This is a genomic window from Cylindrospermum stagnale PCC 7417, from assembly GCF_000317535.1.
Taxonomy (GTDB): domain Bacteria; phylum Cyanobacteriota; class Cyanobacteriia; order Cyanobacteriales; family Nostocaceae; genus Cylindrospermum; species Cylindrospermum stagnale.
Map to the genome: position 1 here is coordinate 1,309,141 of NC_019757.1, position 14,603 is coordinate 1,323,743.

Here is a 14,603-nt window from a genome sequence, read left to right on the forward strand (position 1 = left end):
TTGCTTAAAAAGTGTGTTATGGAAAGTAATCCTTACAATATTCTGGGTGTATCCCCAGCGGCGTCAAAAGCGGAAATTACAAAAGCCTTGGCAGCAGCAATGAAGCGCAAGCAATATCCTGTAGATGTGATTGCTAAAGCCCAAAAAAGCTTGATGAAGTCAGAGGAACGCATCATAGCCGACTATTTGCGCCCTATATTACCCCCAATTAAAAGATGGCAATACAGTGATTTATCAATGTTGGATCGGCTAGCCCCAACACTGGTATTATTACCAGAATTTGATGGACTAGAACAAGCGATCGCCCAAGCTATCCAAGAAGAACGCCTAGAACGAGAGCCTTTACCCATCCCCTTAGCGGCATTACTTACCGAGGGGATTACAGCTTGCCAAGAGGGACGTTACCCCAAAGCTATAAAATACCTAGAAGACTACTGTCAAGGCTGCACTGAGCACGACAGCAAAGAATACATCCAAGCTAGCACTTGGCTGATTAAAGCTTATAAAATGGGTGGACAGCTACAAAGAGCGATCGCCATTTGTCAGCTTTTGACTACCCATACCCATCCTCAAGTGCAAGCTTGGGCAAAAAACAACTTACTATTGCTATCTAAAGAGATTTCTCGTGTCTGACTCATCCCCAACCTATATTCTCAGCCAAGAACAGCGTGACTTGCTAATGCAAAAACTTGGTAATCTGCAAAAAGAAAATGTTTTATCACAACAGTCCTTGCGAGAACAGCAAACCCAAATTGCCGCAAATACCGAAGATTTATTTTTGGAACTTTTAGAAGTTGCTGATGCCCTGGAAGCCCTGTTAGACTATCTGGAAAATCACCCCGACCCCAGTCCAGAATTTATCGAGCGCTTACCCAGGAACATCGGCGCAGTAAATCGTAAATACCTCAGCGTACTAGGAAAGCGCCAAGTCTTGCCTATAGAATTGCCAGGTGATCAGCCAGATTTTAACTTGTGTCGCGTAGTTGATCGAGAAATCCGCACCGATGTCCCAGACCAAACAATTACTAAAGTTGTCCGTCGCGGGTTTCGTTTAGGTGAGAAAATCCTGCGCCCAGCAGAAGTAGTTACATCTAAATCAGAATAAGCACCGTTGATAGTTTCTATGGCTAGAAGTCATTGGCTTTGCGCCTGACTTTCCAGTCAAAAATCAAGTTACTTAACTTAAGTAGATACCTGTAGTATATTTAAATACTTTATATTACAATGGCGAGAAAATACCAGCAATGAAGTACGTAAAAATACTATAGGCAAATACTGAAGACAAGTATTTAAGTTAATTTTTATATTCTTTTGTCAAAAAATAATTGACAGAATTTAACGTCATAAATTTTAACTATTGGTTAATCTTTTCTAACCTCATCAGCCCAGATCCAGCTAAGTCAGTTCAATACACAGGAGATAATCTCACAGGCGTTGGCGATGGCGATGATATCATTATCAAGATGAATCTTGAGAAAAAAGTGTAATCACTTTGGGATTATTTGAGACTGCATATTGTTATTGCCTAAATTTATCTTTAATTACTTAATGCCTATCAGGTTTGTCAAGGGAACCTAGATAGGCTATTTCTTTTGAAAATTAAATGGGCGAATATGCTGAGTAATGACAATAACCACAACAAGTTTAAATTACGGCTTGATAACTATAAGATGCGATAATCAGATCATTGATATTTGTATTGTCTGGGTTTGCACTGTTTAAACTGGCTGAAAACTTCTATGACTCCTCACGAAAGTGATGCAAAAGATGCTACCGCGTCATCAAAAATATGGCGCGGTTGGCAAGAAAATCTCACCTTAATTGCGATCGCCTTATGTTTGGCATTCCTGATCCGCACTTTGATCGCTGAACCCCGCTATATCCCCTCTGAGTCCATGTTTCCCACCTTACACACAGGCGATCGCCTAGTGGTGGAAAAAATCTCCTATCGTCTTCACCCGCCCACATTTGGAGATATTATTGTTTTTCAGCCACCCGCAGAATTACAACGCCGGGGATATCCCAAAGACCAAGCCTTCATCAAGCGGATTATTGGTCAGCCAGGAGAGGTAATTAGCGTTGCTCAAGGAAAAGTTTATCTCAACGGTCAAGCTTTGTCAGAAAACTACATCGCTGAACCACCTAATCAGCCGTTCCCACCAGTCAAAGTCCCGGAAGGTGAATTTTTTGTGATGGGAGACAACCGCAATGATAGTAATGACTCGCGCTACTGGGGCTTTTTACCGAGAAAAAATATTATCGGTCGAGCGATATTTCGCTTCTGGCCTTTCGACCGCATCGGCTTAATATAAACTGCTCCAACCTACTTCGCTTTTGCGTCCTTTGCGGTAATGCCGAGCGCTCCCGTAAAGGATAGGTTTCTTCATGATTTCGCATAAGTCCTGAATTTTTAATTGTTTAATGTTTCAGCGTCAATTCATTAAAAAATAAAAACTATGCTCAATCAACCACATTTCAACCCTGGTTACACCGTTGAAACCATAGAACCAGATGAGATATTTCTCTTATCCGAGAGGGAAGCAGTGTGGTTGAGCGATCGCCTTTCTTGTCGTGTAGCGGCTTTACTGCGCGATCGCCATACCATAGACGAAATTATAGACATAATCCAACTCGAACTACTCCAACAACAACCCACCACCCAACAAACAACCGACTTCTTCCAAAATCTGCTCGATGTCAGCATCAAGACCCAATATGCTCTATTCCAAATGGAACAACAGGGCTATCTGGTAGAACAAGATGACTCACTACCCTCCCACCTAGCCATCTTCTGTCATCATCTCAATATTACTCCCACAGTCGCTACTCAACGATTACAATCAGCCACAGTCGCAGTCAAAACACTAGGTTCCCTTCCTACCGACGACTTCATAGCCATCCTCAAATCCCAGCATATTCAAATAGCTGATGCAGGAGATATCACAATAGTCTTGACAGACGACTACCTCCACCCCCAGCTAGAAGAACTTAATCAACAAGCATTAAAGTCACAATCTCCCTGGATGCTAGTCAACCCCTTGGGAACAATGTCCTGGATAGGGCCTATATTTCATCCCCACAAAACAGGATGTTGGCAATGTCTAGCACAACGTTTACGAGATAACAAACCCATTGAAAGATTTATCCAAAAGCAAAAGCAGATTTCCTTATCTCCTCCTTTAGGGTTCCTAGCTTCAACAGTGCAAACAGCCCTCGGAATGGCAGCTACAGAAGTCTTCAAGTGGATTGTCCAAGGGGAGAATCAACGATTAGAAGGTAATTTAATCACATACGATACACTGACTCTTCAGCATCAAGACCATACTCTTGTTAAACGTCCCCAATGTCCCAGTTGTGGACAGATGGTTAATGGATTAGAGAATCAGCCCCTACCCGTTGTTTTAGGACACCGCAAGAAAAACTTTACCGCAGACGGAGGACATCGTTATTGTTCCCCCCAAGAAACTTTTAGAAAATACCAACATCATATTAGTCCGATTACAGGCATTGTCCGAGAACTGCAAAAAATCCCAGGAAGTCCTTTAACGCATACATATATTGCCAAGCATCATTTCCTCAACATCTTTGACGATTTAGACAGCTTACACCAAAATATCGGCGGTAGAAGTGCAGGCAAAGGTAGAACAGATAGCCAAGCCAGAGCCAGCGGTTTCTGTGAAGCCATTGAAAGGTATTCTGGCGTATTTCAGGGAAATGAAATAACACATAAAAGCAGTTATCAACAAATGGGGAACAAAGCAATTCACCCCAATGCCTGTATGAACTTCAGCCCACAGCAATACCAGAATCGAGAACAATGGAATACCCAATCTAAAGGTTGGTTTCAAAAAGTCCCAGAACCCTTTGATATAGAAAGAGAAATCGACTGGACACCAGTTTGGTCTTTAACCCACCAAGAATTCAAATATCTGCCAACAGCTTACTGCTATTATGGCTATCCCCAATCTCATCCACCAGACTGTTGGGCAGACTCCAATGGATGTGCCGCAGGTAACACCCTCGAAGAAGCTATTCTCCAAGGATTTATGGAATTAGTTGAACGGGACTGTGTAGCATTATGGTGGTATAACCGTCTGCCAAAAACTCAAGTAGATTTAGACAGTTTCAATGAGCCTTACTTTCAAAACCTCAAAGAATATTACCAAACCCTTAACAGAGACTTGTGGGTATTAGATATTAGCAGCGACCTGAATATTCCCGCTTTCGCTGCTATTAGTCGCCGAACAGATCGAGAAGTAGAAGATATTGTTTTAGGGTATGGTGCCCACTTTGACCCAAAAATTGCCATTAGTCGAGCCTTAACCGAGGTTAACCAAATTCTACCTAATGTACTCAGAGCTACAGAGGATGGTAACACTCAATATCCCCCATCTGCCGATTCCCTAGCTCTAGATTGGTGGAAGTCTGCAACTTTGGCCAATCAACCTTATCTGCTTCCTGATACTCAGAGTGTCCCCAAAGTTAGTGCTGATTATTCACAACTAGCAAGTGACGATCTACTTGAAGATGTTAGACTTTGTCAAAAAATCGTCGAGAAAAATGGACTGGAAATGCTAGTGTTAGATCAGACACGTCCTGATATTGGACTGAGAGTAGCCAAAGTAATAGTACCGGGAATGCGCCATATGTGGAAACGCTTAGGTTCAGGACGGCTTTATGAAGTTCCAGTGAAAATGGGTTGGTTGTCAGAGCCTCTGACAGAAGAACAACTCAACCCTTATCCCATGTGGATGTAATTGACACTTGTAAATCGGTTAATCCCAGAAATTACACAGCTTTAACTATGCTGCATGGATATAAAATTATTGATGCTGATTCCCATGTAATAGAGCCTCCGCAGATATGGGCCAAATACCTTCCCCCTGAATTTAAGCACTTTGCACCCTCAGCAGACATGAAAATCAAAGGGGAAGACATTACGCAAAAAATATCCCAGCAAGTGCGACAACAAGGCAATCAGCAGATGATGCAGGCTCACCCGAATGCTTATCTTCATCGCTACGATGCAGAATCTCACCTCCAAGCAATGGTACAGATGGGGGTTGATATAGCCTTTATTTATCCAACTTACGGTTTGTGGCTCTTTGCCATTGATACCATGCCAGCAGAAGTTGTAGGAGCCTTCACCCATGCCTACAATACTTGGTTATATGAAGAATTTTGTAGCTATGCTCCAGACAAGTTGAAAGGAGTAGGAGCGATTAATCTTCATGCACCAGAGCAAATGGTGTCAGAATTACACCGCATCGCCGAGTTTGGCTGGAAATCGGTATTTTTACGCCCTAACCCCGTTAAAGGGCGACTCTTAAGTGATAGTGCCTATGAGCCATTTTGGACAGCCTGCGAAGAGTTAGGTATAGCAGTCGGAATTCATGAAGGCACCCATAGCCGCTTACCAACTACAGGTGCAGATAGATTTAATACTCGGTTTGCCCTGCACGCTTGTTCCCATCCAATGGAACAGATGATGGCATTGTTAGCCCTGATTGAAGGAGGGGTATTAGAACGTCATCCCCATCTCAGGGTAGGGTTTCTAGAGTCTGGTTGTGGTTGGCTCCCTTACTGGCTCTGGCGAATGGATCAAGAGTATGATAATTTACATTGGGAGGTGCAAAATCATGTTAAAATGAAGCCATCAGACTACTTCCGTCGTCAGTGCTTTGTAGCAATTGACCCTTCTGAACCTTATTTAGCCCAAATTATCGAGTACATCGGTACTGATAACTTAATCTTCGGCTCTGATTATCCTCACATGGATCATCAGCCGGATGTTGTCAATATGGTTTTAGAGCTTGAGACGCAGTTATCTCAAGAAACGGTGCAAAAGATTGTTTGGGATAATACCTGCCGTTTTTACAATTTGACTTGAAACTTACATAAGGACGCACTACTATCATGAGTGAAAAAGTAACACAAACATTTCAGGAGCCACTAAAATCGTGGCTTGATCCTAAGACATATTATCAAATCCTTCTAGTTACTCCCCCTGATCCGAATACTAAAAAAGAAGGACAAAATATACAAACAAAAATAGTAGCTAAAACCAAGGAAGAATTTGACACCTATCTGACTGATAAGAATAATCTTGATGGTTCTAAGGAAACGGTAGGTTCGCATTTACCCTCACCTGGGGTAACTCTAGACGATGATTTTCTGAAAGCAATTTTCTCATCTGAGTCAGATTGTGGGAAATCCGTCGTAATGAAACCAAATCAACTAGATGCTAATAATTTTTATGCTACAAGCCGGAATCTATTACAGAGCCGCAAACTATCTCAGCTAATTGCTAACACATGGTACTGCTATGTAACAGCAAAAGAATCAGAAGCATGGAAGCGTTTTCAAAATGGTGATTGGCATACAGATTCTCACATATTAAATGGACTCATAGCTAGAGAGATTTTCTTTATTTCTCAAAGCGTTTACCCATCTGAGCTTGAACCCGAAAATCTTGATATTTATTATCCACTCAGGGGTAGAATCGCAATTCCTGCAAATGGTGATAAAGAACATGGAAAACCAAGATTCTTGATTTTGCCCAATAGCACAGCTTGGGAGAGAATTGCTTTGAGCCTTTTATTAGCAGGACAGGCATATCGCCAAATTAAAGACGATAAATCAACTACTGGTTATATTTATCAACAAATTTCTCAGCCTATTTTTAGTACAGGTGAAATAATTCATAGGTATGGGCTAGACGTGGTATGGTACGACTATATAGGTAAGATCAGCGAAGTACAATTTAGTCCAGTAGATGTTTCTACTAATTATCAAGTTGTTATTCCTTATCCTCCAATACCGGATGAAAAAAATCTATCTCTTGAAGAAATTGAAAAATGGGCTGGAGCTTCTGATAAAGAAGCACCATTTCCCTTCTATCGCATAACAGAGGACAACAGATATGTAGGTATAGATTATGTTTCACCTCCATACCCCTACATACCGCTATCTACTAGTTAGAACAACTGGGAGTAAACAGGAAGTCACTAGTATAATGTACTCCCAAATTAGTTAGGGATAGACCCGAATGAACCTTATTAAGCCCCATCGAGTACATTGGTGCTGATAACTTAATCTTCGGCTCTGACTACCCTCACATGGATCACAATTCTGACATCGTTGATAAATTAGTCCTTGAAGAGCATTTATCAAGAACAATTGTCAAAAAGATTGCTGGGGATAATCCCCAGCGTTTTTATAACCTGGTCTAATCATTCTATTCTCTAATTGCAAAGGAAGCAGAAAGTGCAAATACTTTTGAAAAATTTATCTTTTGATTTACCTATTTCCTGTAACGATCCGGTGTTGAGTAAAAATACATCTCGATCTGGGGTTGAAGATAACTATTACTTTCAAATACTCACGATAGAAGGAAAGCCGGGTGAGAGGGTAAAAAAGTTAGTATATGGAACTAGAAAAAATTTAGTTAAGTACCTGGAAATTGCAGACAATGAGTTGCCTACAGAAGGAACAAAAGTTAATCCGGAGTTTGTAACAAAAAATGATCACCAATTTTGTGGAGTAAGGTTTCTATTACAAGGTCGCCAGCTGTCTCAAATAATGTCTTATACATGGCTTGACGATCAGAAGCTTCAAGAATACGAACCAAAAGACGGAACAGACCCACTGAAAAAAGTAACAAAAACACAGATAGAGTTAGTTAGAGAAATATTTAATTCGTATAACATTATCCCTGATGTTTATTGTTTAGAGGATGAATTAACATCATCCCCTACAGAAAACATTGAACTATGCCCTTTGAGAAACACAGAACTTAGAGAAAAGCTATTCAAAGCTGAAGAAAAAAATAGCAAAGCTGAACCTTACTTAATTAAACCCCAATATGTAAGTTATAACACAATATCTCTATCTCTATTATTAAGCGGACAAGTATATTATCAAGATGAACATGAGCCAGATAAATGGAAACAGCTTTGGCCATCCATTCTCAGCACATATGAAATGGTTTGGGAGTATGCATTAGACATATCATGGGATACATTCTATTCTAGTAGAGTTGATATTGCTCAAGCTGGTTATCCACCAACACCTCCTTATACTAAGGTAACTCTGGGTTATCCTCCGAAACCGACTGAATTCAGTCTGACACAAGAAAATATCCAAATATGGGCTGAAGAAGTTGAGGAATTACCGGAAATCTCAGAAGAAGAGAATCCAAATAGAAGAAAATTCCCCTTTTATCCTGCAAGAAATACTGAAGAATGGCGTAGCAAAAACTTACAATATGTCTCTCCTCCTTTCCCCTATATTCCCCTCAGTACTACTTAAGTAAACTTACTTAATTGATTGCCTTGTTGACTCATTTTCTGAGTAGGTAAACTACAAATACAGTATCTATAAGCAGGTTGGTTGAATTTCACCAATCTGCTTACGTATGTTATTTAATAAATAAAAAGCATACTTCCTAAACCAGACTCCCAATTCTAATATGATTCACAATCAAGATATTCTTCAAAAAGACTACCAGATTATTGAAAAAATATATGAAAGTGCTAGTTCATTGATCTATCGAGCCATTCTCAAGCTTAATAATCAACCCATTATTCTGAAGATTCTTAAGGAAGATTATCCCAGCCCCTCAGAACTCACCCGATATAAACAGGAATATGAAATTACAAGTTCCTTAAACGCAGATAACATTATTAAAGCCTACAAATTACAGCGATATAAAAATAGTTTAGTAATGCTGTTGGAAGACTTTGGCGGTGAATCTTTAAAAATTTTAATATCCAAACATCAATTTAGCTTAGAAGTATTTCTGACCATTGCTATCAAGACCACTGAGAGTTTAGCAGCTATTCACAACGCTAATATTATTCACAAAGACATTAACTCTGCCAACATTGTCTATAACCAAGAAACTAGACAACTGAAAATAATTGACTTTGGTATTTCTACTCGTTTATCTCAAGAAAATCAGATTATTAGCAATATCAATCAATTAGAAGGAACATTAGCTTATATTTCTCCAGAACAAACTGGTAGAATGAACCGGGGTATAGATTACCGGAGTGATTTTTATTCTTTAGGTGTCACTTTCTATGAACTATTAACAAATCAACTTCCATTTACTACCAATGACCCCATAGAATTAGTCCATTGTCATATCGCACAACACCCAAAAATACCAAATGAACTGATTGCTTCAATTCCTTTAACATTATCTAATATCATTATCAAATTGTTAGCAAAAACCCCAGAGGAAAGATATCAAAGTGCTTGGGGAATTAAAGCAGATTTAGAAACTTGTCTCCAGCAATTAAAAACTACAGGAAACATTGGTCATTTTTCTTTAGGATCTCAGGATATTTCTGATAAGTTTCATATTCCACAAAAACTCTATGGACGAGAGCAGGAAATTACTCAACTGTTAACTACTTTTGAGCGAGTTAGCCAAGGTAAAGCGGAAATAATTCTGGTTTCTGGTTATTCAGGTATCGGTAAATCTGCCTTAGTTAATGAAATTCATAAACCAATTACAAAACAAAGAGGATTCTTTATCAATGGTAAATTTGACCAGTTACAACGAGATATTCCTTATGCAGCAATAACCCAAGCTTGGCAAGGTTTAGTCCGTCAACTCTTGAGTGAACCGGAAATCACCCTAAAAACTTGGAAAGAAAAAATTTTAGCAGTTTTAGGAAATAATAGTCAAATAATTATTGATATCATTCCTGACTTAGAAAAGATTATCGGTAAACAGCCACCAGTTGAGCAACTAGGAGCAACGGAAACACAAGATAGATTTAACTTATTTTTTGCCAGATTTGTCCACATTTTCAGTCAAAAAGAACACCCCTTAACAATCTTTCTCGATGACTTACAATGGGCTGATTTACCATCTTTGAATTTAATTGAAAAACTAATTACCAATGTTGACAGCCAATATTTATTGATTATAGGGGCATACCGAAATAATGAAGTCAGTCCTACCCATCCTTTAACGCAAACATTAGAGCAAATTAAAAAAGCTGAAGTTATAATTAATCAAATTATGCTTCAACCTTTGGGAATTAGCGATGTTAAACAATTAATGGCTGATACCCTAAATTGCTCTAGAGAAGATGTACAACCTTTAGCAGAGTTAGTCACTAAAAAAACTGCTGGTAATTCTTTCTTTATCACTCAATTACTCCAAACATTGTATAAAGAAAAACTATTAGTGTTGAATGTTCCTCAACTCCCCATTCATCAAAGAGAAAATAATCAGGGTTTTTGGCAGTGGAATATTGAGAAAATTCAACAAATAGGTATAACTGATAATGTAGTTGACTTGGTGGTCAGAAAGATTGAAAAACTAGAGCAAAATACACAAAATATTTTAAAATTAGCTGCTTGTATAGGCAACAGATTTAATTTAGAAATTCTGTCCATTGTCAATAGAAAATCACTGACTTTCACTTCTCAGGAAATACAGCCAGCACTTCAGGAGGGTTTGATTATTCCCCTAAGCAATGACTATAAATTACCCTTGCTATGGAGTGAAGAAGAAATATCAGGTGATACTTCAGAAATTTCCTCGGACTTCATCCTCAAAAATTCCACATCTATTCCCTATAAATTTTTACATGATCGAGTACAACAAGCGGCTTACAGTCTGATTTTAGAAGCAGAGAAAAAATCTATTCATTTGCAAATAGGCCGTTTGTTGAGGAACAATACTCCAGCAGATGAATTAGAGGAAAATATTTTTAATATTGTTCATCAACTTAACGAAGGATTAAGTTTAATTACTGAGCCATTAGAAAAATATGAGTTAGCTAAATTGAATCTTCAAGCAGCTAAAAAATCTAAAGCCTCGACAGCTTATGAACCCGCTCTTAAATATTTAGAAATGGGATTAAGTCTCTTAGGATCAAATAGCTGGAATGAGCAATATACATTGACATGGGAATTGCATATAGAAACTTTAGAGTTGCTTTACTTAAACACTAAATTTGATCAATTTGAAGAGTTTTCTAATACTGTTCTGCAACAAGCCCAAGAAATTCTTGATCAAGCAAAAATTAATCAGCTACAAATATTATACTATTGTACGACATTTCAAGCTAATAAAGCAATAGACATTGCTATTAAAATTTCAAGAAAGTTGGGAACACATATTTCTCAAGAACAGGGCGATATAGAAAATAAAATTGCACAACAACAAGACTTAATACAATTATTTTTACAGGATAAAAACCTTGAATATTTATATCAATTACCTGTAATGACCGATAAGTATCAAATAGCGATAGTACAAATACTACAACAAATTATTGCAGCTACACATACGACAAACTTCCCTTTATTTGTTGAAATAATATTGATTCAGCTTAATCTTTGTATAAAATATGGAAATCCACCTAATGCTGCTTATATATATAATACTTATGGAATGCTTTTGTGTAGCATAAAACAAGATATTGATTATGGATATCAGTTTGGCAATTTGGCTCTCAAGCTAGTAGAAAAATCTAAAATTAAAAAATTAGAAGTTTTTGTTTTACAAATGTATTATGGACAGATATGGCATTGGAAAGAGTATCTCAGGAATATAGTTGCACAAAATAAATTAATATATGGCTTTAAAATAGGCATAGATACTGGAGGAAATGAGTTTGCTTCTTATGTAGCTATAAATTATTGCTTGATCAAGTTTTTCGGGGGACAAAATTTAGAAGAAGTTGAGCAGGATTACCAAAAATATTCTGGGGTTATTAAAAACTTAAAACTACAATTTTCTATATTTATTATGGAAACGTTTCATAAATTAATAATTAAATTTTTAGGTATAAATAATTATGATAAATTAATAATTAGTGATAACGTAGAACAAGAATATTTAGAAAATTGGATTCAGAATAATAGTCAATGGTTAATCTTTTTTTTCTATTTTACCAGAACATTTTATTGTTATCTTTTAAAAGATTATGCTTGTGCTTGTGCTAATGGAATTAAGGCAGAAAAATATGTAGAAGCTTCTAGTTCATTTCTAACTGCTCCCCAGCATAATTTTTATTCTTCTCTTTCTTATCTTGCTCATTATAGTGCTTGTGATATCAAGCAGCAACAAAATTTAATTGAGCAAGTAGATAAAAATCAAGAGAGCATGAAAATATGGTCTAACCATTGTCCAGAAAATTTTCAACATAAATATGATTTAGTGGCGGCTGAAAAAGCACGAGCATTAGTCCAATATTGGCAAGCGGAAGACCTTTATGAACGAGCTATTCAAGGGGCTAAAAAATATGAATTTATCCACGAAGAAGCTCTAGCTTATGAACGAGCAGCAGAATTTTATTTGCACCTGGGTAGGGAAGAAATTGGCCAGTTATATCTGAGAAATGCCCACCATTGTTACACTCGCTGGGGAGCTAAAGCCAAAGTCAAGCAATTAGAAGATGAATATCCAGAATATTTTATAGGAAATACAAACCAAGGGACAGCTAAAAGCCTCAGCACAACTATCTCTACTAGCGGTAGTAATGGAGAATTCCTTGACTTAACAACGGTTATTAAAGCATCTCAAGCCCTAGCCGGAGAAATTGTTCTGAACAAGTTGCTGGCAAAGTTAATGAAAATAATGATTGAGAATGCAGGCGCTCGAAAAGGCTTTTTGCTTCTACATTCTGATGATAACTGGGTCATTGAAGCAGTGGGAGCAATAGATTCTGATGATGTTACCATACTACAATCTATTCCAGTAGACTCACCAGATGCCTCCACCCCGTTGCTCTCAACCGCTATCATCAACTATGTCGCCCGCACCCAGGAAAATGTAGTTCTCAATGATGCCACCCAGGAGGGACAATTTACCCGCGACCCCTACATTGTCATCACTCAACCTAAATCAATTCTCTGCACTCCCCTACTGAATCAAGGGAAATTGAGCGGTATTTTATATTTAGAAAATAATCTCGCAACTGGGGCATTTACACCAGAGCGAGTGGAAGTCTTAAATATCCTTTCTAGTCAAGCCGCTATCTCTATTAAAAATTCTCGCCTCTACGCAACCCTGGAGCAAAAAGTAGAAAAGCGTACTCAAGAACTATCACAGACTCTAGAAATTCTTAAAGAAACTCAAGCTAAATTGGAATTTGAGAATGCGCTGCTCAAAAGTGCCGAAGAAGCCTCAATTTATGATTATCAAGTTGGCGGTAGTTTGCCAATTGATGCTCCTACTTATGTAGTGCGCTCTGCCGACCGTTATCTCTACAAAGCATTGAAGAGTGGAGAGTTTTGTTACATTCTCAATACACGACAAATGGGTAAATCAAGTTTGATGGTGCGGATGATGCACTACTTACAACAAGAAAGTTTTTGCTGTGCTGCCATTGATATGACCCGAATTGGCAGTGAAAACATTACCCCAGAACAATGGTATAAGGGATTAGCTGTTGAGTTGTGGCAAGGTTTTGACCTGCTAGGTAAGGTTAATTTAAAAGCTTGGTGGCAAGAAAATATCGAACTTTCCCCTGTGCAGCGATTGAGTAGATTTTTTGAAGAAGTTTTGTTAGGCGAAGTTAAATTGCCGGATAATACTCTTGCACCTAAAATAGTCATCTTTTTAGATGAAATTGATAGTGTTTTAGGTTTGGACTTTTCAGTTAATGATTTCTTTGCCCTGGTTCGCTCCTGCTATAATCAGCGCGGTATTAATCCAGAGTATCAGCGGTTGTGCTTTGTTTTATTGGGAGTTGCTACTCCGAGTGATTTAATTACAGATTATCGCCGTACGCCTTTTAATATTGGTCAGGCAATTCAACTGCATGGCTTCCAATTACACGAAGCTCAACCTCTGCTTCAAGGTTTATCAGACAAGGTGAGCAACCCACAAGCAGTGCTTCAAGAAGTATTGTTCTGGACTAACGGTCAGCCGTTTTTAACTCAAAAGATTTGCAAGCTGATTCGTAGTTTATCATCTTCTGTCCCCGAAAAAACTGAAAAAGCCTGGATTAAGAATTTGATTTGCACTAATATTATAGACAACTGGGAAACTCAGGACGAACCAGAGCATTTAAGGACAATTTGCGATCGCATCCTCAAAGGAGAACGACAAGCTACTGATCTGCTGGAACTGTATCGACGAATTTTAGAGCAAGGACAGGTGAGGGCAGTAGATAGTCTGGATGAACGAGAATTGATATTATCAGGGTTATTAGTTAAAGAACAGAGTTATTTAAAAATCCACAACCGGATTTATGAATTAATTTTTAACAATAGTTGGATTGAGCTACAGGCGTCGCTGAATCGAAATATGAATGGTGCAGATCCTGCGAATTAGGGTTCTACCGCTCCCTTGATGTAAAATCTGGTTCACAATCATTGAAAGCTTTATACTGTAGGCATTTCACTTAATACAATGCTAATGGGATCACTGTTGTTCGCATTCAGGCAATTGAAGTTACCCTGACCTCGCCAAATGCGAAATTTGTCAGGCTGTAGACATTATGAGTCAACAGGATCGCATCTGTCAATTCAAAGGTTGTATTACGGGCAAACTCCAGTATGTGCTCTATCAAACACTTTTGACCACAACCACCTGAATTTAGCTGAATTTAGCTGAATTTAGCTGAAAT

General features: G+C 38.3%; 10 protein-coding genes. All 10 read left to right on the top strand.

Annotation, left to right across the window (positions count from 1 at the left end; all coding sequences use genetic code 11):
- Nucleotides 1-18: 18 nt before the first annotated feature.
- The 10 genes from CYLST_RS05440 to CYLST_RS05475 all read left to right on the top strand — a co-directional run bounded on the left by CYLST_RS05440 (nt 19) and on the right by CYLST_RS05475 (nt 14,308).
- Nucleotides 19-633 carry a J domain-containing protein gene (locus CYLST_RS05440; RefSeq protein WP_015206705.1) on the top strand — a complete coding sequence of 205 codons (615 nt, stop codon included), beginning with the start codon at nt 19-21 and terminating at the stop codon, nt 631-633.
- Entirely contained in the window at nt 626-1,105 is a 480-nt protein-coding gene (locus CYLST_RS05445) for a nucleotide exchange factor GrpE (RefSeq protein ID WP_015206706.1), read from the top strand. The genes CYLST_RS05440 and CYLST_RS05445 overlap by 8 nt, the downstream gene beginning before the upstream one ends.
- A gap of 220 nt (nt 1,106-1,325) precedes the next feature.
- Nucleotides 1,326-1,487 (top strand): TerD family protein, encoded by a 162-nt coding sequence (locus CYLST_RS34185; RefSeq protein WP_157162530.1) that lies wholly within the window; start codon nt 1,326-1,328, stop codon nt 1,485-1,487.
- Nucleotides 1,488-1,739: 252 nt separating this feature from the next.
- A complete protein-coding gene (gene lepB, locus CYLST_RS05450) occupies nt 1,740-2,312 on the top strand; it encodes a signal peptidase I (RefSeq protein ID WP_015206707.1) in 573 nt (190 codons plus the stop codon).
- A 144-nt stretch (nt 2,313-2,456) separates the two neighbouring features.
- On the top strand, nt 2,457-4,757 hold the full coding sequence (locus tag CYLST_RS05455; protein ID WP_015206708.1) for a TOMM precursor leader peptide-binding protein: 2,301 nt from the start codon (nt 2,457-2,459) through the stop codon (nt 4,755-4,757).
- Nucleotides 4,700-5,890: an amidohydrolase family protein gene (locus CYLST_RS05460; protein ID WP_245587467.1), complete on the top strand. Its 1,191-nt coding sequence runs from the start codon at nt 4,700-4,702 to the stop codon at nt 5,888-5,890. Before CYLST_RS05455 ends, CYLST_RS05460 begins: the two co-directional genes overlap by 58 nt.
- Before the next feature lie 26 nt (nt 5,891-5,916).
- The gene (locus tag CYLST_RS05465) at nt 5,917-6,981 is read left to right on the top strand and encodes a hypothetical protein (protein WP_015206710.1); all 1,065 of its coding nucleotides are present in this window, start codon (nt 5,917-5,919) and stop codon (nt 6,979-6,981) included.
- Nucleotides 6,982-7,118: 137 nt separating this feature from the next.
- Nucleotides 7,119-7,232, top strand: coding sequence for a hypothetical protein (locus CYLST_RS33110; protein ID WP_245587468.1), 114 nt, complete (start codon nt 7,119-7,121; stop codon nt 7,230-7,232).
- Nucleotides 7,233-7,278: 46 nt separating this feature from the next.
- Complete coding sequence (locus tag CYLST_RS05470) at nt 7,279-8,310, top strand: hypothetical protein (RefSeq protein WP_157162531.1); 1,032 nt, start codon at nt 7,279-7,281, stop codon at nt 8,308-8,310.
- A gap of 160 nt (nt 8,311-8,470) precedes the next feature.
- Complete coding sequence (locus CYLST_RS05475; RefSeq protein WP_015206712.1) at nt 8,471-14,308, top strand: AAA family ATPase; 5,838 nt, start codon at nt 8,471-8,473, stop codon at nt 14,306-14,308.
- Nucleotides 14,309-14,603: the final 295 nt, after the last annotated feature.